The following is a 19,781-nucleotide window of genomic DNA, read 5'->3' as shown; positions in this document are numbered from 1 at the left end:
CATGGGAACCGTCCCGTACCCTTTCCCGGTGACCGTCGAAACCGTCTTGCTCTTCGTCCTCGGCGTGGTCGTCTTCATCATCGGCCTGCTGGTCTCGATCGGACTCCACGAGCTGGGGCACCTGTCCTTCGCGAAGCTGTTCAACGTCAAGGTGACCCAGTACTCGCTGGGCTTCGGCAAGGCGATCTGGTCGTTCAGGCGGGGCGAGACCGAGTACGGCATCCGCCCGATCCTGCTCGGCGGCTACATCTCGATGGTCGGCATGCTCAAGCCGCGGGCGTCCGGGCGACCGAGTGCGATCACGAACACGGGCATGTACGGCGCCTTCGTGCAGGACGCCCGACAGGCGAGCGCCGAGCAGATCGCGGACTCCGGCGGCGACGACTCGCGTGCGTTCTACCGGTTGACCCCGTGGAAGCGGATCATCGTGATGGTCGCCGGTCCGGCGATGAACCTCGTGATCGGCATCGTGCTGTTCGGGGTGCTGCTCGTCGGGTTCGGTGCGCCGACGACCACGTTCACGTCGAGCGTCGACTGCGTGCTGCCGACGAGCCAGGCGACGACGTGCACCTCCGGGGACGCCGTCTCGCCGGCGAAGCAGGCCGGCATCCAGTCGGGCGACGTCGTGCTCTCGGTCGACGGGAAGCAGGACCCGACGATCGCCCAGGTCTCCGAGGTCTTCCAGCGGTCCGCCGGCGAGGACGTCACCGTCGTGGTGTCCCGCGACGGCGCCGAGAAGACGCTGCACATCACGCCGACGACCGCCACGCGGGACGTCTACACCGCCGACGGCACGGTCGCGAAGAACGACGACGGCAGCACGAAGACGCAGCAGGTCGGCGTCGTCGGCGTGAGCATCGGCCAGTCGCTCGTGCGGCAGTCGCCGGCCGCGGTGCTGCCGGCCACCGGGGCGCAGATCTCGGCGTCGGCGCACCTCATCATCGACCTGCCGCAGCGCCTGGTCGCGGTGTGGAACGCGGCGTTCGGCTCGCAGGAGCGGTCGCAGGACAGCCCCGTGTCGGTCGTCGGCGTCGGCCGCGCGATCGGCGAGGTCTCGTCGATGAGCGGCGTGCCGGTGGTCGACAAGGCGTACACGATCCTCGGACTGCTCGCCTCGCTGAACATCGGCCTGTTCGTCCTCAACATGGTGCCGCTGCTCCCGCTGGACGGCGGCCACATCGCCGGCGCCCTGTGGGAGGCCGTGAAGCGCCGCTCCTTCAAGTTGGTCGGCAAGGCGGACCCGGGGCCGATCGACCTCGCGAAGACGATGCCGCTGACGATGGTCGTCGTGGTCCTGCTCGCCGGCATGAGCGCCCTGCTCATCTACGCCGACATCGTGCGCCCCGTGAACCTGTTCGGGTAGCGACGAGGTCTCGGCCGCGCACTACGCTTTCGCACATGAGCACAGCTCCGGAAGTCCGCACGGTCGAGCGGCAGGGCACCGACGTCATCGCCGAGTCCGACCGGAAGGGACGTCCGAGGGACCTCTTCTGGCCGTGGTTCGCGGCGAACATCTCGGTGCTCGGCCTGTCGTACGGCTCGTTCGTCCTCGGGTTCGGCATCTCCTTCTGGCAGGCCACGATCGTCTCCGTCATCGGGGTCGCGTTCTCGTTCCTGCTGTGCGGGATCGTCGCCATCGCCGGCAAACGGGGCTCGGCACCGACGATGGTGCTCGGCCGCGCGGCGTTCGGCGTCCGGGGGAACCGGCTGCCGGCGTTCCTCAGCTGGATCCTCACCGTCGGGTGGGAGACCGCGCTCGCGTCGGCGGCGGTCCTGGCCACGTCGACGGTGTTCCGGGAGCTCGGGTGGGACGGCGGTGTCCTGACGAAGCTCGTCGCACTCGTGGTCGTCGCCGCACTCGTCGTCGGTGCGGGCATCGCCGGGTTCGACGTGATCATGCGACTGCAGACGTGGATCACGGTCATCACCGCGGTGCTGACGATCGTCTACGTGGTGCTCGCGCTGCCCTCGATCGACCTCGGTGCGATCGCCGCACTGCCCGCCGGGAGCGCCCAGAACGTCGTCGGCGCCCTCGTGCTCGTGATGACCGGGTTCGGCCTCGGTTGGGTCAACGCCGCCGCGGACTACTCGCGCTACCTGCCACGGTCGGCCTCGACCCGCGGGGTCGTTTGGTGGACCACGTTCGGCGGGGCGCTCGCGCCGATCGTGCTCGTCGTCCTCGGCGTCCTGCTCGCCGGCTCGTCGACGGACCTCAACACGGCGATCGCCGCCGACCCGATCGGTGCGCTGACGACCGTGCTGCCGGTGTGGTTCCTCATCCCGTTCGCCCTCGTCGCCGTGCTCGGGCTCGTCGGCGGTGCGGTGCTCGACATCTACAGCTCCGGACTGGCCCTGCTGAGCGCCGGCATCCGCATCCCGAGGCCCGTCGCGGCCGGGGTCGACGGCGTGTTCATGGTGGCGGGCGCCGTCTACGTGGTGTTCTTCGCCGACTCGTTCATCAAGCCGTTCCAGGCGTTCCTCGTGACCCTCGGCGTGCCGATCGCCGCGTGGTGCGGGATCTTCGTCGCCGACGTCGTGATCCGCCGGGCGCCGTACGCCGAGCGGGAGCTCGAGGACCGCCGCGGCCGGTACGGCGACGTGCGCTGGCTCGCCGTCGGCCTCGTCGTCGTGGGGACCGCGCTCGGCTGGGGCCTGGTGACGAACACGTACGGCGTGCCGTCCTGGCTCAACTGGCAGGGGTACCTGCTCGAGCCGTTCGGCCTCGGCGGGCGCACCGGTGCCTGGGCGTACGCGAACCTCGGGGTGCTCGTGGCGCTCGTCGTCGGGTTCCTCGGCACCCTGGTCTTCGCCCGCGGCTCGGTCCGCCGACAGGAGCGGGCATGAGCGCGGTCGACGCCGCCGTCGCCGGGGTACCCGAGGACGCGTGGCTCGTCGTCGTCGACATGCAGGCGGTCTTCACGGGCGAGAGCCCCTGGGCCACCGGGCGCTTCGACCACGCCGCCGCCGGGATCGAGCGCCTGCTCCCGCGGTTCACCGGCCGCACGGTGTTCACCCGCTTCGTCGCCCCGGAGCACCCGCGGGGTGCCTGGGTGCCCTACTACCGGGACTGGTCGTTCGCGCTCGTGCCGGGCACCGACCCGCTCTGGGACCTGACCGAACCGTTCGCGACGGCCGCGGCGGACCGACGCGACCCCGTCGTCACCGAGACGACCTTCGGCAAGTGGGGGACGCGCCTCCAGGCCGTCACCGGCGACCACCCGCACCTCGTCCTGGTCGGGGTGTCCACCGACTGCTGCGTCCTGTCGACCGCGCTGGCGGCCGCGGACGCCGGTGCCACGGTGACCGTCGTGGCGGACGCGTGCGCCGGGGCGAGCGACGAGGACCACGAGCGCGCCCTCGCGGCGATGCGGCTCTACGCGCCGCTCATCACCGTCGTCTGAGCATCACGCGTGCGCGGGGCTGGGCGTCACCGGGAGCGCGTAGAGTGCACCTCGTGCCTGCAGTGAACCTCGGTCTGCCGAAAGTCCCCGAAACCCTGAGCCCGCGCCGCAAGTCCCGGCAGATCCGGGTCGGCAAGGTGCTCGTGGGCGGCGACGCGCCGGTGTCCGTCCAGTCGATGACCACGACGCCGACGACGAACATCAACGCGACCCTCCAGCAGATCGCCGAGCTCACGGCGTCCGGCTGCGACATCGTCCGCGTGGCGGTGCCGAGCCAGGACGACGCCGACGCGCTGCCGATCATCGCGAAGAAGTCGCAGATCCCGGTGATCGCCGACATCCACTTCCAGCCGAAGTACGTCTTCCAGGCCATCGACGCCGGGTGCGCCGCGGTCCGCGTGAACCCGGGCAACATCCGGAAGTTCGACGACCAGGTCGGCGCCATCGCCAAGGCCGCGAAGGACGCCGGCGTCTCGCTCCGCATCGGCGTCAACGCCGGTTCCCTCGAGCCGAGCCTGCTGCAGAAGTACGGCAAGGCCACGCCCGAGGCGCTCGTCGAGTCCGCCGTGTGGGAAGCCTCCCTGTTCGAGGAGCACGACTTCCACGACTTCAAGATCTCGGTCAAGCACAACGACCCGATCGTCATGGTGAAGGCCTACCGGCAGCTCGCCGCGGCGGGGGACTGGCCGCTGCACCTCGGCGTGACCGAGGCCGGCCCGGAGTTCCAGGGCACCATCAAGAGCGCCACGGCGTTCGGCATCCTGCTGGCCGAGGGCATCGGCGACACCATCCGCGTGTCCCTCTCCGCCCCGCCTGCGCAAGAGGTCAAGGTCGGCCTGCAGATCCTGCAGTCACTCAACCTCCGCGAGCGCAAGCTCGAGATCGTCTCGTGCCCCAGCTGCGGCCGGGCCCAGGTCGACGTCTACCAGCTGGCGAACGACGTGACGAAGGGGCTCGAGGGCATGACCGTGCCGCTCCGCGTCGCCGTCATGGGCTGTGTCGTGAACGGCCCGGGCGAGGCGCGTGAGGCCGACCTCGGCGTCGCGTCCGGCAACGGCAAGGGGCAGATCTTCGTCAAGGGCGAGGTCATCAAGACGGTCCCGGAAGCCGAGATCGTCGAGACCCTGATCACCGAGGCGAACCGTCTCGCCGACGAGATGGGGCCGGCGGCCGGCACCGGCAAGCCGCTCGTCGTCACGTCGTAGGCGCGCGCGGGCGCGCGCAGCGCTTTCATGAGCAGAAGAGGTCGGGTCGCGCGAACGCACCCGACCTCTTCTGCTCACGAAGTGCCGCACACCGGACCGAACGCAGGACGGGAGGCACGGTGCCAGCCCGCACCGCGCCTCCCGACCGCAGACGCCCGCCGCACCCACTCCCACGCGCCGCTAGGCTTGCCCCGTGGTCACACGGCTTTCGCATCTGTTCCTCCGTACGCTCCGCGACGACCCCTCCGACGCCGAGGTGACGAGCGCGAAGCTCCTCGTCCGCGCCGGCTACGTCCGTCGCCAGTCCCCGGGGATCTTCGCGTGGTTGCCGCTCGGTCTGAAGGTCCGCGCCCGCATCGAGGCGATCATCCGCGACGAGATGGTCGCCGCCGGCGCGCAGGAGGTCCTGCTCCCGGCGCTCCTGCCGCGCGAGCCGTACGAGGCGACGAACCGCTGGACCGAGTACGGCGACGGCATGTTCCGCCTGCAGGACCGCAAGGGTGCCGACTACCTGCTCGCGCCCACGCACGAGGAGATGTTCGCGCTCCTGGTGAAGGACCTGTACGGCTCGTACAAGGACCTCCCCGTCACGCTGTTCCAGATCCAGGACAAGTACCGCGACGAGGCACGCCCCCGCGCCGGACTCCTGCGCGGCCGCGAGTTCACCATGAAGGACGCCTACTCGTTCGACCTCACCGACGAGGGCCTCGAGCGCAGCTACCAGGTCATGCGCGACGCCTACGAGAAGATCTTCGCCCGACTCGGTCTCGAGTACGTCATCGTCAAGGCGGACGCCGGCGCGATGGGCGGCTCGAAGTCCGAGGAGTTCCTGCACCCGATCGGCGTCGGCGAGGACACCTTCGTCCGCAGTGCCGGCGGCTACGCGGCCAACGTCGAGGCCTACGTCACCCCGGTGCCGGACGCCCTGCCGATCGAGGGACAGCCCGAACCCGTGCTCCTGCCCGCGTCGGACACCCCGACGATCGAGACGCTCGTGGCGCACGCGAACGAGATCGCCCCGCGAGACGGCGCCCCCTGGACGGCCGCCGACACGCTGAAGAACGTCGTGCTCGCCCTGACGCACCTCGACGGCACGCGCGAGATCGTCGTCGTCGGGCTCCCCGGTGACCGCGACGTCGACCTGAAGCGCGCCGAGGTGGCCTTCGCCCCGGCCGAGGTCGAGCCCGCCGGTGACGACGACTTCCGCAAGCACACGGGCCTGGTCAAGGGCTACATCGGCCCGCAGGTCCTCGGCACCGAGAGCACGACAGGTATCCGCTACTTCGTCGACCCCCGCGTGGTCGACGGCACCGCGTGGATCACGGGCGCGAACGAGCGCGGCGTGCACGTCTCCGGCCTCGTCGCCGGTCGTGACTTCGTGGCCGACGGCGTCGCCGAGGTCTCCGACGTCCGTGCCGGCGACCCGGCCCCCGACGGCTCCGGCCCGCTCGAGACCGCCCGCGGCATGGAGATCGGCCACGTCTTCCAGCTCGGCCGCAAGTACGCCGAGGCGCTCGGCCTCAAGGTGCAGGACGAGAACGGCAAGCTCGCCACGGTCACGATGGGCTCGTACGGCATCGGCGTGACGCGCATCCTCGCGATCCTCGCCGAGGCGCACAACGACGAGAAGGGCCTCGCCTGGCCGAAGAACGTCGCACCGTTCGACGTGCACGTCGTCGCGACCGGCAAGGACGAGGTCGCCTACGACCTGGCCACGTCGATCGTCGCCGAGCTCGAGGGTGAGCGGTTCGAGGTCCTCTACGACGACCGTCCGAAGGTCTCGCCCGGCGTGAAGCTGCGCGACGCCGAGCTCCTCGGCATGCCGATCGTCGTCGTCGCCGGTCGCGGCGCCGCCGACGGCGTCGTCGAGCTGTGGAACCGGGCGAGCGGCGAACGCCGCGACGTGCCGGTCGCCGAGCTGCTCGAGGCGGTCCGCGCGATCTAGCGGGTCACGTCGCCGACGTGACGACACGACGGACGGGAGGCGCGGTGCCAGCTGGCACCGTCCCTCCCGTCTCGGCCGTCACCCCGCTGGCGCGGTGCGCCGGTACCGGCGGGTGGGGCCCACCTCCCGTCCGTCGTCCGGCCGGGTCCGTGACCCGCAGTGCGGTAGTCTGGTCGCCGACTTCCGCGCGGTTCCATCCGCGGGAGCGACTCATCTGAATACGGAGGCCCTCGGTGAAGATCGATCTCGCAGTCCTGCGACTCATGGAGCGTGAGCGGGAGATCCCGTTCGACGAACTCGTCCAGATCATCGAACAGGCCATCCTGACGGCGTACCAGAAGCACCGCACCGAGAACGAGGAGCCCGTCGACGCGGACGTCCGCGTCGAGCTCGACCGCAAGTCGGGCGAGGTCTCGGTCTACGTGCCCGAGCGCGACGACGAGGGCACCGTGATCGGCGAGGCCGTCGACCAGCCCAGCGACTTCGGTCGCATCGCCGCGTTCGCCGCCAAGCAGGTCATCAACCAGCGCCTGCGCGACATCGGCGACGACAAGATCCTCGGTGAGTTCCGCGGCAAGGAAGGCGACATCGTCGCGGGCATCGTCCAGCAGGGCCCGAACCCGAAGATGGTGCACGTCGACCTCGGCACGGTCGAGGCGATCCTGCCGCCGGAGGAGCAGGTGCCCGGCGAGGACTACAAGCACGGTGCACGGCTGCGCGTCTACGTGACGAGCGTCGGCCGCGGCATGAAGGGTCCGCAGATCACGGTTTCGCGCACCCACCCCGGCCTGGTCCGCAAGCTGTTCGCCCTCGAGGTCCCGGAGATCGCGTCCGGCGTCGTGGAGATCACCTCCCTCGCGCGCGAGGCAGGCCACCGCACGAAGATCGCGGTCAAGGCGAACGAGCCCGGTGTGAACGCGAAGGGTGCGTGCATCGGCGAGCTCGGTGCCCGCGTCCGTGCCGTGACGACGGAGCTCGGCGCCGAGAAGATCGACATCGTCGACTACTCGTCCGACCTCGCCTCGTTCGTTGCCAGCGCCCTGTCGCCGGCCAAGGTGACGAGCGCCTTCGTGCTCGACGCCTCGACGAAGGCCGTCCGCGCCCTCGTGCCGGACTACCAGCTGTCGCTCGCGATCGGCAAGGAAGGGCAGAACGCCCGCCTCGCCGCGAAGCTCACGGGCGCCCGGATCGACATCCAGCCGGACTCGATCCTGGACGGCGAGGACTGACGGTTTCGCTCGTGGCACGTCCGGTCCGGGCGTGCCGGATCGCGGTCGTCGAGAGGGAGGAGTAAGGTGGTTCCCGTCAGAACATGCATCGGCAGTCGCCGTCGTGCTCCCCGGTCCTCCCTCCTCCGTGTCGTCGCCCTGAGCGACGGTCGTGTCGTGGCGGACCCGAAGGCAGTCATGCCGGGGCGGGGAGCATGGCTCACCCCGACCGTCGAAGCACATGATCAGGCCGTCAAGCGCAAGGCGTACCGCCGGGCGCTCCGGCTCGATCATGAACCGGACACGTCCGCGGTGCGTGACTACCTCGAAGCGCTCCGGTGCCCCGAACCACAGGCACGCGACCAGGACATGACAGAACAGGCTGAACGGCTTATGGACAACTGATGAGCGGCTCGAAATGAGACCCGTCATCCATTGAGTCCTGCCCCTCCACGGGGTGGGACCCGTGAAGGAGAACAGTGGCAAAACCACGCGTACACGAGATCGCATCCGAACTCGGTGTCGACAGCAAGACCGCAATGGAGAAGCTCAAGGAACTCGGCGAGTTCGTCAAGGGCCCGAGCTCCAGTGTCGAACCCCCCGTCGCGCGCAAGCTCCGTGCTGCGCTGCAGGCTGACGGCGCCTCGGCGTCGAAGCCCGCTGCGGCACAGACCCCGAGCGCGCCGGCCGAGACCGCGGCGCCGAAGTCGGGCGCACCGAAGCCCGGCGGCCCCCGCCCGGGTCCGGCCCGTCCGGCACCCACCCCCGAGCCCGAGCCCGAGCCCGAGGTGCAGGCGCCCGCCGCCGACGTGCCGACCCCGGCCGCCCCGAAGTCCGTCGCCCAGCGACAGGCCGAGGCCGAGGCCGCTCGCAAGGCCGCCGCTGCCGAGAAGGCCGCTGCCGAGAAGTCCGGCGACGCCGGCCCCGACGCAGCAGCCGAGCCGAAGGACGACGCCGTCAAGCCCGGCGGCGCTCCGAAGCCCGGTGCCGCAGCCGGCCCCAAGCCGGGTGGCCCGAAGCCGGGCGCACGTCCCGGCAACAACCCCTACGCGTCGAGCCAGGGCATGGGCTCGCGCCCGCCGCGTCCGGGCAACAACCCGTACTCGTCCAACCAGGGCATGGGCCAGCGCCCCGCCGCCGGCGCCGGTGGCGGCAACGGCATCCCGCGTCCGGCCCCGCCGCGTCCGGGTGCTCCCCGTCCGGGCGCTCCGCGTCCCGGTGGTCCCGGCCAGGCAGGCCGTCCGAACGGCTTCGGGCAGCGCCCGGGCCAGGGTGGCGGCGGTCGTGGCGGCCCCGGTGGTCGTCCGGGCGGTGCCGGTGGTGCCGGTGGCGGCTTCCCGCGTCCGGCCTTCAGCGGCCCGCGTCCCGCCGGTGGCGGTGGCCGCGGTCGTGGCCCCGGTGGCGGTACCGCTGGTGCGTTCGGTCGCGGTGGCGGCAAGAGCCGTGCCCGCAAGTCGAAGCGGACGAAGCGCGCCGAGTACGAGATGCGGCAGGCGCCGTCGCTCGGCGGTGTGCAGGTCCCTCGTGGCGACGGCAACACGGTCGTCCGTCTGCGTCGCGGTGCGAGCATCTCGGACTTCGCGGACAAGATCGACGCGAGCCCCGGCAACCTGGTGACGGTGCTGTTCCACCTCGGTGAGATGGCGACCGCGACCGAGTCGCTGGACGAGGCCACGTTCGAGGTCCTCGGCGAGGAGCTGGGCTACAAGATCCAGATCGTCTCGCCGGAAGACGAGGACAAGGAGCTCCTCGAGGGCTTCGACATCGACCTCGAAGCCGAGCTGGACGACGAGGACGACTCGGTGCTGCAGCAGCGGCCCCCGGTGGTCACCGTCATGGGTCACGTCGACCACGGCAAGACCCGCCTGCTCGACGCGATCCGCAACTCGAAGGTCGTCGAGGGTGAAGCCGGTGGCATCACCCAGCACATCGGTGCGTACCAGATCGTCACCGAGCACGAGGGCATCGAGCGCCCGATCACCTTCATCGACACCCCGGGTCACGAGGCCTTCACGGCCATGCGTGCCCGTGGTGCCCAGGTGACGGACATCGCGATCCTCGTGGTCGCGGCGGACGACGGCATCATGCCCCAGACGATCGAGGCACTGAACCACGCACAGTCGGCCGGTGTGCCGATCGTGGTCGCGGTGAACAAGATCGACAAGGAAGGCGCGAACCCGGCCAAGGTCCGCCAGCAGCTCACCGAGTACAACCTGGTGGCCGAGGAGTACGGCGGCGACGTCATGTTCGTCGACGTGTCGGCCCGTCAGAACATCGGCATCCAGGACCTCCTGGACGCCGTGCTGCTCACGGCCGACGCCGGTCTCGACCTGCGTGCGAACCCCGACAAGGACGCCCGCGGTGTGGCGATCGAAGCACGCCTCGACAAGGGCCGTGGTTCGGTTGCGACCGTGCTCATCCAGTCCGGCACACTGCACGTCGGCGACGCCATCGTGGCGGGGACGGCCTACGGCCGCGTCCGTGCGATGACCGACGAGAACGGCGTGGCGGTCAAGGCCGCGACGCCGAGCCGCCCGGTCCAGGTGCAGGGTCTGTCCTCGGTGCCCCGCGCCGGTGACACGTTCCTCGTCACCGAAGAGGACCGCACGGCACGTCAGATCGCCGAGAAGCGTGAAGCCGCCGAGCGCAACGCCCAGCTGGCCAAGGCCCGCAAGCGCATCTCGCTCGAGGACTTCACCCGTGCACTCGAAGAGGGCAAGGTCGACTCGCTCAACCTCATCATCAAGGGTGACGTCTCCGGTGCCGTCGAGGCACTCGAGCAGTCGCTCCTGGACATCGAGGTCGACGACAGCGTCCAGCTCCGGATCCTGCACCGCGGCGTCGGTGCGATCACGGAGTCGGACATCGACCTGGCCACGATCGACAACGCGATCGTCGTCGGCTTCAACGTCCGCCCGGACGTCAAGGCCCGCGAGCGTGCAGCGCGCGAAGGCATCGACGTGCGCTTCTACTCGGTCATCTACAACGCACTCGAGGACATCGAGCAGTCCCTCAAGGGCATGCTCAAGCCCGAGTACGAAGAGGTCCAGTCGGGTGTCGCCGAGATCCGCGAGGTGTTCCGTTCCTCGAAGTTCGGCAACATCGCGGGTGTCATCGTCCGCTCCGGCACGATCACGCGCAACGCCAAGGCGCGCGTCATCCGCGAAGGCGTGGTGCTCGCCGATGGTCTGGCCATCGAGTCGCTGCGTCGCTTCAAGGACGACGTGACCGAGGTCCGCACGGACTTCGAAGCCGGTATCGGTCTGGGCAAGTTCAACGACATCCAGATCGGCGACGAGATCGAGACCACCGAGCTCGTCGAGAAGCCGCGCGACTGATCGCGTGACTACCCTGGGCCCCGGCTTCCTTCACGGGAGGTCGGGGCCCAGCCCCGTTCCAGAGCAAGACATCTCCACAGGAGGCACCCATGGCCGATCCGCAGCGCGCACGCAAGATGGCGGACCGCATCAAGGAAGTCGTCGCACGCCGACTCGACAAGGGCCTTCGCGACCCGCGACTCGGGTTCGTGACGATCACCGACGTCCGTGTGACCGGTGACCTGCAGCACGCGTCGATCTTCTACACCGTGTACGGCACCGACGAGGAGCGTGCCGACTCCGCCGCGGCGCTCAAGGCCGCGACCGGGATGCTCCGGTCCGAGGTCGGCAAGAACATCACCGCTCGTCTGACCCCGTCGCTCGAGTTCATCGCCGACGCCCTGCCGGAGACCTCGGCGCACATGGAGGACCTGCTCGTGCAGGCCCAGGTGCGCGACGAGCAGGTCCGTGCAGCCGCGGCCGGCGCGACCTACGCCGGCGACGCCGACCCGTACAAGCACGACGAGGACGAGGACGAGGACGACGCCGACGCGGCGCGCGCCTGACCCGTCCGATCAGCCCTCGGGCAGCCGGTAGCCGCTCGCGTCGTCCCCGACGGCCAGTCCGTCGCGCAGGAGCGACGCGAGCGCCCGGTCCCGCTGCTCGGCGTCGGGCCACACCGGTTCGATCTCGTCGCGCGTGACGGGGACGTCGCTCGCGCGGAGCTCGGCCATGATGAGTCCGCGCACCTGCCGGTCGCTGCCGGCGAACTTCGCCTGCTTCGGCGCGCGTGGGCCGTCGTGCTCCGGGTAGCCGGCGGCCCGCCACGCGCAGCGGTCGGCGATCGGGCACGCGTCGCACGCGGGGGAGCGTGCGACGCAGACGAGCGCACCGAGCTCCATCACCGCGGCGTTCGTCGCTGCGGCGTCGTCACGGTCGTCCGGCAGCACCGACTCCATCAGCGGGAGGTCCTGCTTCGCCTTCGCCGGGCCCGGTTCGCCCTGGCCGAGCAGGGCGCGGGCGAGGACGCGCCGGACGTTCACGTCGACGACCGGGTGCCGGTCGCCGTACGCGAACACGGCGACCGCCCGGGCCGTGTAGTCCCCGATCCCGGGCAGCGCGAGCAGCGCGTCCACGTCCCGGGGCACCACGTTGTCGTGCTGCTCGGCGATCGCCGTCGCGGCCGCGTGCAGCGCGAGCGCCCGTCTCGGGTAGCCGAGCCGGTCCCAGGCACGCACCGCGTCCGCCGGGGGTGAGGCCGCGAGGTCCGCAGGCGTCGGCCAGCGGGTGAGCCATGCCTCCAGGCGGGGCACGACACGCGCGACCTGGGTCTGCTGCAGCATGATCTCGCTGACCAGCGTGCCCCACGCGGGGAACCCGGGACGCCGCCACGGCAGGTCGCGCGCCTCTGCGCGGAACCACGCGATGAGCGGCGTCGCGATGTCCGTTCGTCGGGTCGCGTCCTGTGGACGGGTCGGGTTGTCCACATTCGGACTGGAGGCACGACTCGCGTTCACCACGACAGCCTACGGTGGGTGCATGGCACGTTGGGCACCCCAGGAGACCGACACCATGGCCGCGATCGCGGCCGAGGTGATCGCGCAGGTCGGCACGAACCGGACGGTCGTCGGCATCGACGGACAGGACGGCGTCGACCTCGAACGTGTGGCCTCCGGGCTCGTCGACGGCTTCCAGCAGCACGGGGTGTCCGCGATGGCCGCTGCCGCACCGTCGAGCGACGTCGACGCGCTGCGGGCCGACCTCGTCGCGCCGTTCCGGTCCACCGGCGAGGGCCCCGGCATCCTCGTGGTGCACGGACACGGGGTGCTGGCACACGGTGCCCACCGGCTCTGGCGCTGGTCGCTGTGGGTGGAGCAGGAGTCCGGGCGCCTCGAACGCCGCGCGGACGTCAAGATCGCCGCGTCCGCGGTGCTGGACGTCACCGACCCCGAGCACCCGCGTCGCGAGTGGAACGACGCCTGCTGAGTCGCCGGAGCGCTGGTAATCTCCTCTGGTGCTCGAAACCGCGCCCGACGGCATCCTCCTCGTCGACAAGCCGCAGGGGATCTCCAGCCACCGGGTCGTCTCCATCGCCCGACGTCGGCTGGGCCTGAAGAAGGTCGGCCACGCCGGCACGCTCGACCCGATGGCGACCGGCCTGCTCCTGCTCGGGATCGGCCCGTCGACCCGGCTCCTGACCCACCTCGTCGGACTCGGCAAGACCTACACCGCCACGATCCGTCTCGGGGTCTCGACCGACTCGGACGACGCCGACGGGACCCCCATCGCGGCCGTGGGCACGTCCTCGGCGGACGTGTCCGAGGCCGCGGTCGAGCGGGCCGTCGCCGCGCAGCGCGGACAGATCTCGCAGGTGCCGTCGACCGTCAGCGCCATCAAGGTCGACGGCCGCCGCGCCTACGACCTCGCGCGCAAGGGTGAAGCGGTCGTCCTGCAGTCCCGGACCGTGACGGTGTCGCGGTTCGACGTCACCGGCCGGGGCGACCGCGTCGTCTCCGTTGACGGCGAGGACGTGGCCGTGATCGACCTCGACGTCGTCGTGTCGTGCTCGTCCGGCACCTACGTGCGCGCGCTGGCCCGTGACGTCGGCGCCGCACTCGGCACCGGCGCCCACCTCACCGCGCTCCGCCGAACCGAGGTCGGCCCCTTCAGCGTCGACGACGCGATCGACCTCGAGGACGAGTCCGTCGACGTCCGGGCCGCACTCGCCCGACCGGTCGACGTCGCCCGCACCCTGTTCCCGTCCGTGCCGCTCGACCCGGCCGCGGCGAAGGACCTCGCCGACGGCAAGCGCGTCGCGGCGGACCACCCCGACACCGACGGCCCGGTCGCGGCTGTCGCCACCGAGGGGGACCGGCTCGTCGGGCTCGTCTCGGTGCGACGCGGACTGCTGCGCGTCATCACCAACTTCCCGACGGCATCGGGGGTGGGCGCGTGATCGAGTGGTTCATGTGGGTGCAGCTCGTCATCGCCGTGCTCGCCGGGCTCTTCGCGGTCGTCGTGGGGTTCATCGGCTGGAAGCCGAACGACTACACGGTCGGGTCGCTCGCGCTCATCGAGCTGCTGCTCCTCGCCCAGGGGGTGATCTCCCTCGTCCTGCCGGCCACGGGCAGCCCGCCGGTCGGCAACGCGCTCGAGTTCGGCGTGTACGCGGTCTCGGTGCTCCTCGTCCCGCCGGCGACCATCGTCTGGGCGCTCATCGACCGGACGAAGTGGAGCACGGTGGTCCTCGGGGCCGGTGCGTTCACGGTCGCGGTGATGGTCTACCGGATGTACCAGATCTGGTTCGCCCTGAACTGACCCGCTCGCATGCCCCCGGCGACTGGGCGTTCGTCGTGGTGCGTCATCGTGGCCGCCCGCCGTCGGTAGAATCGGTGCAATGGCGACCAGATCCTCCCTCGCGACCGGCATCGGCCGCGTCCTCATCGCCGTCTACGGCATCCTCGCGCTGGCAGCGACGGGACGCAGCGTCGTGCAGATCATCGAGAAGTTCTCGTTCGCACCGTTCGCGTACACCCTCAGCGCCGTCGCCGCGGTCGTGTACATCGTCGCGATGATCGCCCTCATCGTGCCGGGTCGGTTCTGGTACCGCGTGGCCTGCGTCACGATCGTCTTCGAGATGACCGGCGTGCTCGTGATCGGCACGCTGTCGCTCTTCGACCGGCAGCTGTTCCCCGACGACACCATCTGGTCGTACTACGGCATGGGCTACGCCTTCGCGCCGCTGGTGCTGCCGGTGGCCGGACTCTGGTGGCTCCGCAAGCACCACCGCACCGCCACCGCGACCGAGACGACCCCGTCCGCCGTACCGGCCGGCGAGTAGGGACCGACGTGCAGTACTACGACGACACCGCCGACGTGGCGCAGGGCTTCGGGCCGAGTGCGGTCACCATCGGGAAGTTCGACGGGGTCCACGTCGGACACCGTGCGGTCATCGCGCACCTCGAGCGTGCGGCGCGCGAGCACGGCCTCGTGTCCACGGTCGTGACGTTCGACCGCCACCCGCTCGACGTGATCGACCCGGACAAGGTGCCGCCCGCCCTGACGAGCATCGCCCAGCGGCGCGAGCTGCTCGACGACGTCGGGGTCGACGCCACCCTGCTGCTCCGGTTCGACCACGAGCTCCAGTCGAAGGCTCCAGAGGCCTTCGTGTCCGAGATCCTCGTCGACACCCTGCACGCCCAGCTCGTGTTCGTCGGCAGCGACTTCCGGTTCGGGGCGAAGGGCGCCGGCGACGTCGCCCTCCTGCGCGAGCTGGGGGAGCAGCACGGCTTCACCGTCGAGCTCATCGACGACGTCGACCTGGTCGACGACGTCCGGCCGGACGGCGAGCGACGGGTGTCCTCGACGTGGATCCGCGAGCTCCTCGGGGACGGCCGCGTCGCCGAAGCCGCGCGCCTGCTCGGCCGTGAACACGCGGTGCGGAGCGTCGTCGTGCACGGGAACGAGCGCGGTCGGGCGATGGGCTACCCGACGGCGAACCTCGACCCGGCGTCCGAGGGCTTCGTCCCCGCCGACGGCGTCTACGCCGCACGGGTCCTGCACGACGGCACGGTGTACCCGGCTGCCGTCTCGGTCGGCAACAACCCGACGTTCGAGGGCGTGCCGGCGAAGCAGATCGAGGCGCACCTGCTCGACGTGGACATCGACCTCTACGGCGACACGATCTCGGTGCTGTTCGTCTCGTACGTGCGGGGCATGGTGAAGTTCGACTCGATGGACGAGCTCGCCGAGCAGATGCGGCAGGACGACCGCGACATCCGGACGCTGCTGGGGCTCCCCGCCGTCGTCTGACCCGTTGTCGCAGTGTGCGAGGTTCCGGCCTCGGTGCGAGGGCATCCGTGTCCCACGGTGCGCGGGACCTCGCACACTGCGGACGTCCCCCAAGCCCTGCGACCGCACGACGAAGCCCCCGCGACCGAACGGTCGCGGGGGCTTCGTCGTACAGGCCGATCAGCCGCCGAGGGCGTCGAGCCAGATCTTGCGGGCGTCGAGCGCTTCCTGCGCGTCCTTGATCTTGCGGGCGTCGCCCGAGGCCTGGGCATCGGCGAGCTCCGCTTCGAGCTTGCCGATCGCGTCCTCGAGCTGGCTCGCGAGACCGGTCTGACGGGCCTTGCGCTCCGGATCGGACGCCTTCCAGTGCTCGTCCTCGAGGCTGCGCACGTGGTCCTCGACCGCGCGCAGACGGTCCTCGATGCGCCGCACGTCGCCGCGGGGGACCTTGCCGATCTCGTCCCACCGGCGCTGGATGCCCGTGAGGGTCTTGCGTGCGGCTGCCCGGTCGGTGACCTTGAGGAGCGGCTCGGCCTCGGTCAGGAGCGCCTGCTTCGCTTCGAGGTTGGCCGAGTACTCGACGTTCTCGGCGGCGGCTTCGGCGTGGCGCTGCTCGAACAGCACGTCACCCGCGGCCTTGAAGCGCGCCCAGAGTGCGTCGTCGTGCCGCTTGCCGGCTCGCCCCGCGCCCTTCCAGTCGTCGAGCAGTTCGCGGTACGCCGGGATCGCGTCGGACCCGCGGGGAGCGAGCGCCTCGGCCTGCTGGACGAGCTCCTGCTTGCGGTTGCGGGCGTCGCGGTGCTGCGCGTCGAGCTCGGAGTAGAACGCGCGACGGTGCTGGTCGACGGTCGAGCGGGCCGCGCGGAAACGCTTCCAGAGCTCGTTCGCCTCGTTCTTGGGGATGCGCGGGCCGTCGTGCTGGTGCTGCTGCCACCGCGCGAAGACGTCGTCGAGCTGCGCGGTGATCTGCTTCCACTGCGCCCGTGCCGGGTCGACCGCGGCGAGGGCCTCGGCTTCTTCCACCAGGGCGGTGCGGTGCGCCAGGGCGTCCGCGAGGGCCTGCTGTGCCTGCTCGGCCTGCTCCTTCGTCAGGGAGCCGAGCTGCTCGGTCAGGGCAGCGACGCGGGTCTCGAGCGACTTGAGGTCGCCGACGACCCGTGCCTCGGCCACGAGGGCCTGCAGGTGCTCCACCGTGCGGGCGACGTCGTTCGCCGAGGCACCACGCTGGACGCGCTGCTCGGCGATCTTCACCTGCCCTTCGAGGTCGGCGTACTTCCGCGCGAAGTAGGCGAGGGCTTCGTCGGGTGTCGCGTCCGGGTACTCACCGACGGCTTTCTCGGTGTCCTCGTACCGGACGTACACCGTCCCGTTCTCGTCGACCCGCCCCCAGGTCGTTGCTTCGTCAGGTCCCACAGGTCTCGCCTCGATCGTGGTCGTGCATCACCGACGTCGCCGTCGGCACGGTCAGGTCGTCAGCCTATTGCACGGAGAGCATCTGCGACCCGCCGGGTCGGCGCGCCTGTGGACTACTTCTCCTGCTCGATCGTCGCGCCGGTGATCTTGGTCGCCACCTTCGGCTCGCCGGTGCCGTCGCTGCCGGCGGAGGAGATGCCCTTCGACGTGATCTTCGACTCGAGTTCGTCGAGGCCACTGGTGACCTTCCCGACGACGGTGTAGCCGCCGGTGGAGCCGTCCAGCGTGGTGTCGCCGTAGACGATGAAGAACTGAGTCGTCTGCGAGTACGCCGACGAGCTGCGGGCGATCGCGATGGTGCCCTTGGTGTACTCGCCGTCGCTCGGGACGTTCTCGAGCGGGCCGTACTGGAAGCCGGCGTCACCCGTGCCGTCGCCGTTCGCGGAGCCGCACTGCAGGAACTCGAACCCGGTGCTGTCGGCGAGTCGGTGGCAGGTGGTGCCGTTGTAGAACTGCTCCTGGATGAGCTTGATCTCGACGCTCGCGGCCTGGGGTGCCTTCTCGCCGTCCAGCTCGATGCCGAGCTTCACGTCCTTGTTCAGGGTGAGCGATCCGGTCCAGGTGGAGTCCTTCGCGATGGACTTGCTCGGGACGTCGCCCGTGTTCGCGGCGGTGGCACTCGCGGACGGGGTCGGCGTCGCGGTCGCGGAGGCACTCGCGCTCGCGTCCGCCCCGCCACCATGCGACCCGGCGAAGGCGAGCTGCGAACCGGTCGCCAACGCCGCGACGAGGACGAGGACACCGGCGCCGACGACGTTGTCCCGCACCCGGCGGCGCCGCTGCCGTTCGTGCAGGCCCTGCCGTGCCGTGTAGAGGCGGAGGCGCTCGCGCGCCTCCCGGTTGTCACGCGCCTGGTTCTTCGGTGCCACGGTGCTGGTCGTACCTCTCGTCGAGTGTGCGACGAGCGTACTGTAAACGGCCCTGTCGGAGGCCTGGAGGCACGCCCCTGTCGGTGGGTCGGCCTACGATTGGTCACATGGCAGCGGACCGTTCGGGCATGCGTGCGCCCACCACCGGCGGTCGCGCCGGGTTGGCTCAGGGGTCCGTCCCGCTCGCGGTGCGGATGCGGCCGACCAGCCTCGACGAGGTCGCCGGCCAGCAGCACCTGCTCGGCCGCGGCAGCCCCCTCGTGCAGCTCGCGACGGGCACGCGCGAGAACCCCGGCGGCGTCTCGGTGATCCTGTGGGGACCGCCCGGCACCGGCAAGACGACCCTGGCGCAGGCGATCGCGCGGCAGTCCGGTCGCGAGTTCGTCGAGCTGTCGGCCGTGACCGCCGGCGTGAAGGACGTGCGCGAGGTCATGGAGAAGGCGCTCACGCACCGTGACCTCTACGGCTCGACCACGGTCCTCTTCCTCGACGAGATCCACCGCTTCAGCAAGGCCCAGCAGGACGCCCTGCTGCCCGGCGTCGAGAACGGCTGGGTCATCCTCATCGCGGCGACGACCGAGAACCCGTCGTTCTCGGTCATCTCGCCGCTGCTGTCCCGCTCCCTGCTGCTCACGCTCAAGCCCCTCACCGACGAGGACCTCGGCATGCTCGTCGACCGTGCGGTCGAGGACCCGCGGGGTCTCGGCGGATCGGTCGTCCTCGGCGACGAGGCCCGCAGCGCCATCGTGCGGCTGTCCTCCGGCGACGCCCGTCGGGCACTCACCGCGCTCGAGGCCGCGGCGTCCTCGGCCGTCGCAGCGCAGGCCCACGACGACGCGGACGGGACCCTCGACGGCATCGACACGGTCCCGGTCGTCGACGCCGACACCGTTGCCGCAGCGGTCGACCGGGCACTGCTCCGCTACGACCGCCAGGGCGACGAGCACTACGACGTCATCAGCGCGTTCATCAAGTCGGTCCGGGGGAGCGACGTCGACGCCGCACTCCACTACCTGGCGCGCATGATCGAGGCGGGGGAGGACCCGCGGTTCATCGCCCGTCGCATCATCATCTCGGCGTCCGAGGACATCGGCATGGCCGATCCGCAGGCCCTGCCCATCGCCGTCGCGGCCGCACAGGCCGTCCAGCTCATCGGCATGCCCGAGGGCCGGATCCCCCTGGCCGAGGCGGTCGTCTACCTGGCGACCGCGCCGAAGTCGAACGCCGCCTACAACGGGGTGAACGCCGCGATCGCCGACGTCAAGGCCGGGCGGCTCGGGGTCGTGCCGACGCACCTCCGCGACGCGCACTACCCCGGCGCGAAGCGGCTCGGCCACGGCAAGGGCTACGTCTACTCGCACGACGCCGAGCACGGTGTCGCCGAGCAGCAGTACCTGCCCGACGCGCTCGAGGGCACCGAGTACTACACCCCGACGGCGAACGGCTTCGAGCGCGAGGTCGGGCCGCGACTCGAGCGCCTCCGGAAGATCACCCGCGGCGAGTAGTGGCCGCCCCGAGTTCCTGCTAGCATTGCCGGGCCTACGTCCTGGTCCTCGAGCACGGCTGCGTCGA

General features: G+C 70.8%; 18 protein-coding genes. 15 read left to right on the top strand and 3 right to left on the bottom strand.

The window, feature by feature from the left end:
* Positions 1 to 28 precede the first annotated feature (28 nt).
* The 9 genes from BIV01_RS18025 to rbfA all read left to right on the top strand — a co-directional run bounded on the left by BIV01_RS18025 (position 29) and on the right by rbfA (position 11,642).
* Complete coding sequence (locus BIV01_RS18025; protein WP_175473780.1) at positions 29 to 1,363, top strand: M50 family metallopeptidase; 1,335 nt, start codon at positions 29 to 31, stop codon at positions 1,361 to 1,363.
* Between the two features lie 35 nt (positions 1,364 to 1,398).
* Positions 1,399 to 2,844, top strand: a complete 1,446-nt coding sequence (locus BIV01_RS18020) for a purine-cytosine permease family protein (protein WP_071303741.1) — start codon at positions 1,399 to 1,401, stop codon at positions 2,842 to 2,844.
* A complete protein-coding gene (locus BIV01_RS18015; protein WP_071303740.1) occupies positions 2,841 to 3,401 on the top strand; it encodes a cysteine hydrolase family protein in 561 nt (186 codons plus the stop codon). Before BIV01_RS18020 ends, BIV01_RS18015 begins: the two co-directional genes overlap by 4 nt.
* Positions 3,402 to 3,475: 74 nt before the next feature.
* The gene (gene ispG / locus BIV01_RS18010) at positions 3,476 to 4,606 is read left to right on the top strand and encodes a flavodoxin-dependent (E)-4-hydroxy-3-methylbut-2-enyl-diphosphate synthase (RefSeq protein WP_070419067.1); all 1,131 of its coding nucleotides are present in this window, start codon (positions 3,476 to 3,478) and stop codon (positions 4,604 to 4,606) included.
* Between the two features lie 193 nt (positions 4,607 to 4,799).
* The gene (locus BIV01_RS18005) at positions 4,800 to 6,551 is read left to right on the top strand and encodes a proline--tRNA ligase (protein WP_071303739.1); all 1,752 of its coding nucleotides are present in this window, start codon (positions 4,800 to 4,802) and stop codon (positions 6,549 to 6,551) included.
* Positions 6,552 to 6,784: 233 nt separating this feature from the next.
* The gene (gene nusA, locus BIV01_RS18000; RefSeq protein ID WP_070416270.1) at positions 6,785 to 7,780 is read left to right on the top strand and encodes a transcription termination factor NusA; all 996 of its coding nucleotides are present in this window, start codon (positions 6,785 to 6,787) and stop codon (positions 7,778 to 7,780) included.
* A 66-nt stretch (positions 7,781 to 7,846) separates the two neighbouring features.
* Positions 7,847 to 8,164: a YlxR family protein gene (locus BIV01_RS19135; RefSeq protein WP_083414135.1), complete on the top strand. Its 318-nt coding sequence runs from the start codon at positions 7,847 to 7,849 to the stop codon at positions 8,162 to 8,164.
* 74 nt (positions 8,165 to 8,238) lie between these two features.
* On the top strand, positions 8,239 to 11,097 hold the full coding sequence (gene infB / locus BIV01_RS17995; RefSeq protein ID WP_071303738.1) for a translation initiation factor IF-2: 2,859 nt from the start codon (positions 8,239 to 8,241) through the stop codon (positions 11,095 to 11,097).
* A gap of 89 nt (positions 11,098 to 11,186) precedes the next feature.
* A complete protein-coding gene (rbfA, locus tag BIV01_RS17990; RefSeq protein WP_071303737.1) occupies positions 11,187 to 11,642 on the top strand; it encodes a 30S ribosome-binding factor RbfA in 456 nt (151 codons plus the stop codon).
* Positions 11,643 to 11,651: 9 nt separating this feature from the next.
* On the opposite strand, the gene BIV01_RS17985 is transcribed toward rbfA, so the two are convergent.
* A complete protein-coding gene (locus tag BIV01_RS17985; RefSeq protein WP_071296260.1) occupies positions 11,652 to 12,563 on the bottom strand; it encodes an A/G-specific adenine glycosylase in 912 nt (303 codons plus the stop codon).
* Positions 12,564 to 12,615: 52 nt separating this feature from the next.
* Between BIV01_RS17985 and BIV01_RS17980 the strand changes: the two genes are divergently transcribed.
* The 5 genes from BIV01_RS17980 to BIV01_RS17960 all read left to right on the top strand — a co-directional run bounded on the left by BIV01_RS17980 (position 12,616) and on the right by BIV01_RS17960 (position 15,888).
* Positions 12,616 to 13,062, top strand: coding sequence for a hypothetical protein (locus tag BIV01_RS17980; RefSeq protein WP_092386977.1), 447 nt, complete (start codon positions 12,616 to 12,618; stop codon positions 13,060 to 13,062).
* Positions 13,063 to 13,090: 28 nt separating this feature from the next.
* Complete coding sequence (gene truB, locus BIV01_RS17975; RefSeq protein WP_071303736.1) at positions 13,091 to 14,032, top strand: tRNA pseudouridine(55) synthase TruB; 942 nt, start codon at positions 13,091 to 13,093, stop codon at positions 14,030 to 14,032.
* A complete protein-coding gene (locus BIV01_RS17970) occupies positions 14,029 to 14,394 on the top strand; it encodes a hypothetical protein (RefSeq protein WP_070416264.1) in 366 nt (121 codons plus the stop codon). The genes truB and BIV01_RS17970 overlap by 4 nt, the downstream gene beginning before the upstream one ends.
* A gap of 79 nt (positions 14,395 to 14,473) precedes the next feature.
* The gene (locus BIV01_RS17965) at positions 14,474 to 14,917 is read left to right on the top strand and encodes a hypothetical protein (RefSeq protein ID WP_070416263.1); all 444 of its coding nucleotides are present in this window, start codon (positions 14,474 to 14,476) and stop codon (positions 14,915 to 14,917) included.
* Between the two features lie 8 nt (positions 14,918 to 14,925).
* Positions 14,926 to 15,888, top strand: a complete 963-nt coding sequence (locus BIV01_RS17960) for a bifunctional riboflavin kinase/FAD synthetase (protein ID WP_070416262.1) — start codon at positions 14,926 to 14,928, stop codon at positions 15,886 to 15,888.
* 159 nt (positions 15,889 to 16,047) lie between these two features.
* On the opposite strand, the gene BIV01_RS17955 is transcribed toward BIV01_RS17960, so the two are convergent.
* Together BIV01_RS17955 and BIV01_RS17950 are read right to left on the bottom strand one after the other, a co-directional pair.
* On the bottom strand, positions 16,048 to 17,280 hold the full coding sequence (locus BIV01_RS17955; RefSeq protein WP_175473779.1) for a DUF349 domain-containing protein: 1,233 nt from the start codon (positions 17,278 to 17,280) through the stop codon (positions 16,048 to 16,050).
* A gap of 113 nt (positions 17,281 to 17,393) precedes the next feature.
* A complete protein-coding gene (locus BIV01_RS17950; RefSeq protein ID WP_071303735.1) occupies positions 17,394 to 18,209 on the bottom strand; it encodes a peptidylprolyl isomerase in 816 nt (271 codons plus the stop codon).
* Positions 18,210 to 18,337: 128 nt separating this feature from the next.
* Between BIV01_RS17950 and BIV01_RS17945 the strand changes: the two genes are divergently transcribed.
* The gene (locus BIV01_RS17945; protein ID WP_083414138.1) at positions 18,338 to 19,714 is read left to right on the top strand and encodes a replication-associated recombination protein A; all 1,377 of its coding nucleotides are present in this window, start codon (positions 18,338 to 18,340) and stop codon (positions 19,712 to 19,714) included.
* The last annotated feature ends 67 nt before the right edge of the window (positions 19,715 to 19,781 follow it).

The sequence above is a fragment of the Curtobacterium sp. MCBA15_013 genome (assembly GCF_001865095.1).
Taxonomy (GTDB): domain Bacteria; phylum Actinomycetota; class Actinomycetes; order Actinomycetales; family Microbacteriaceae; genus Curtobacterium.
Note: the sequence above shows the minus strand (reverse complement) of the source record. Positions and strands in the feature narration are given on the sequence as shown.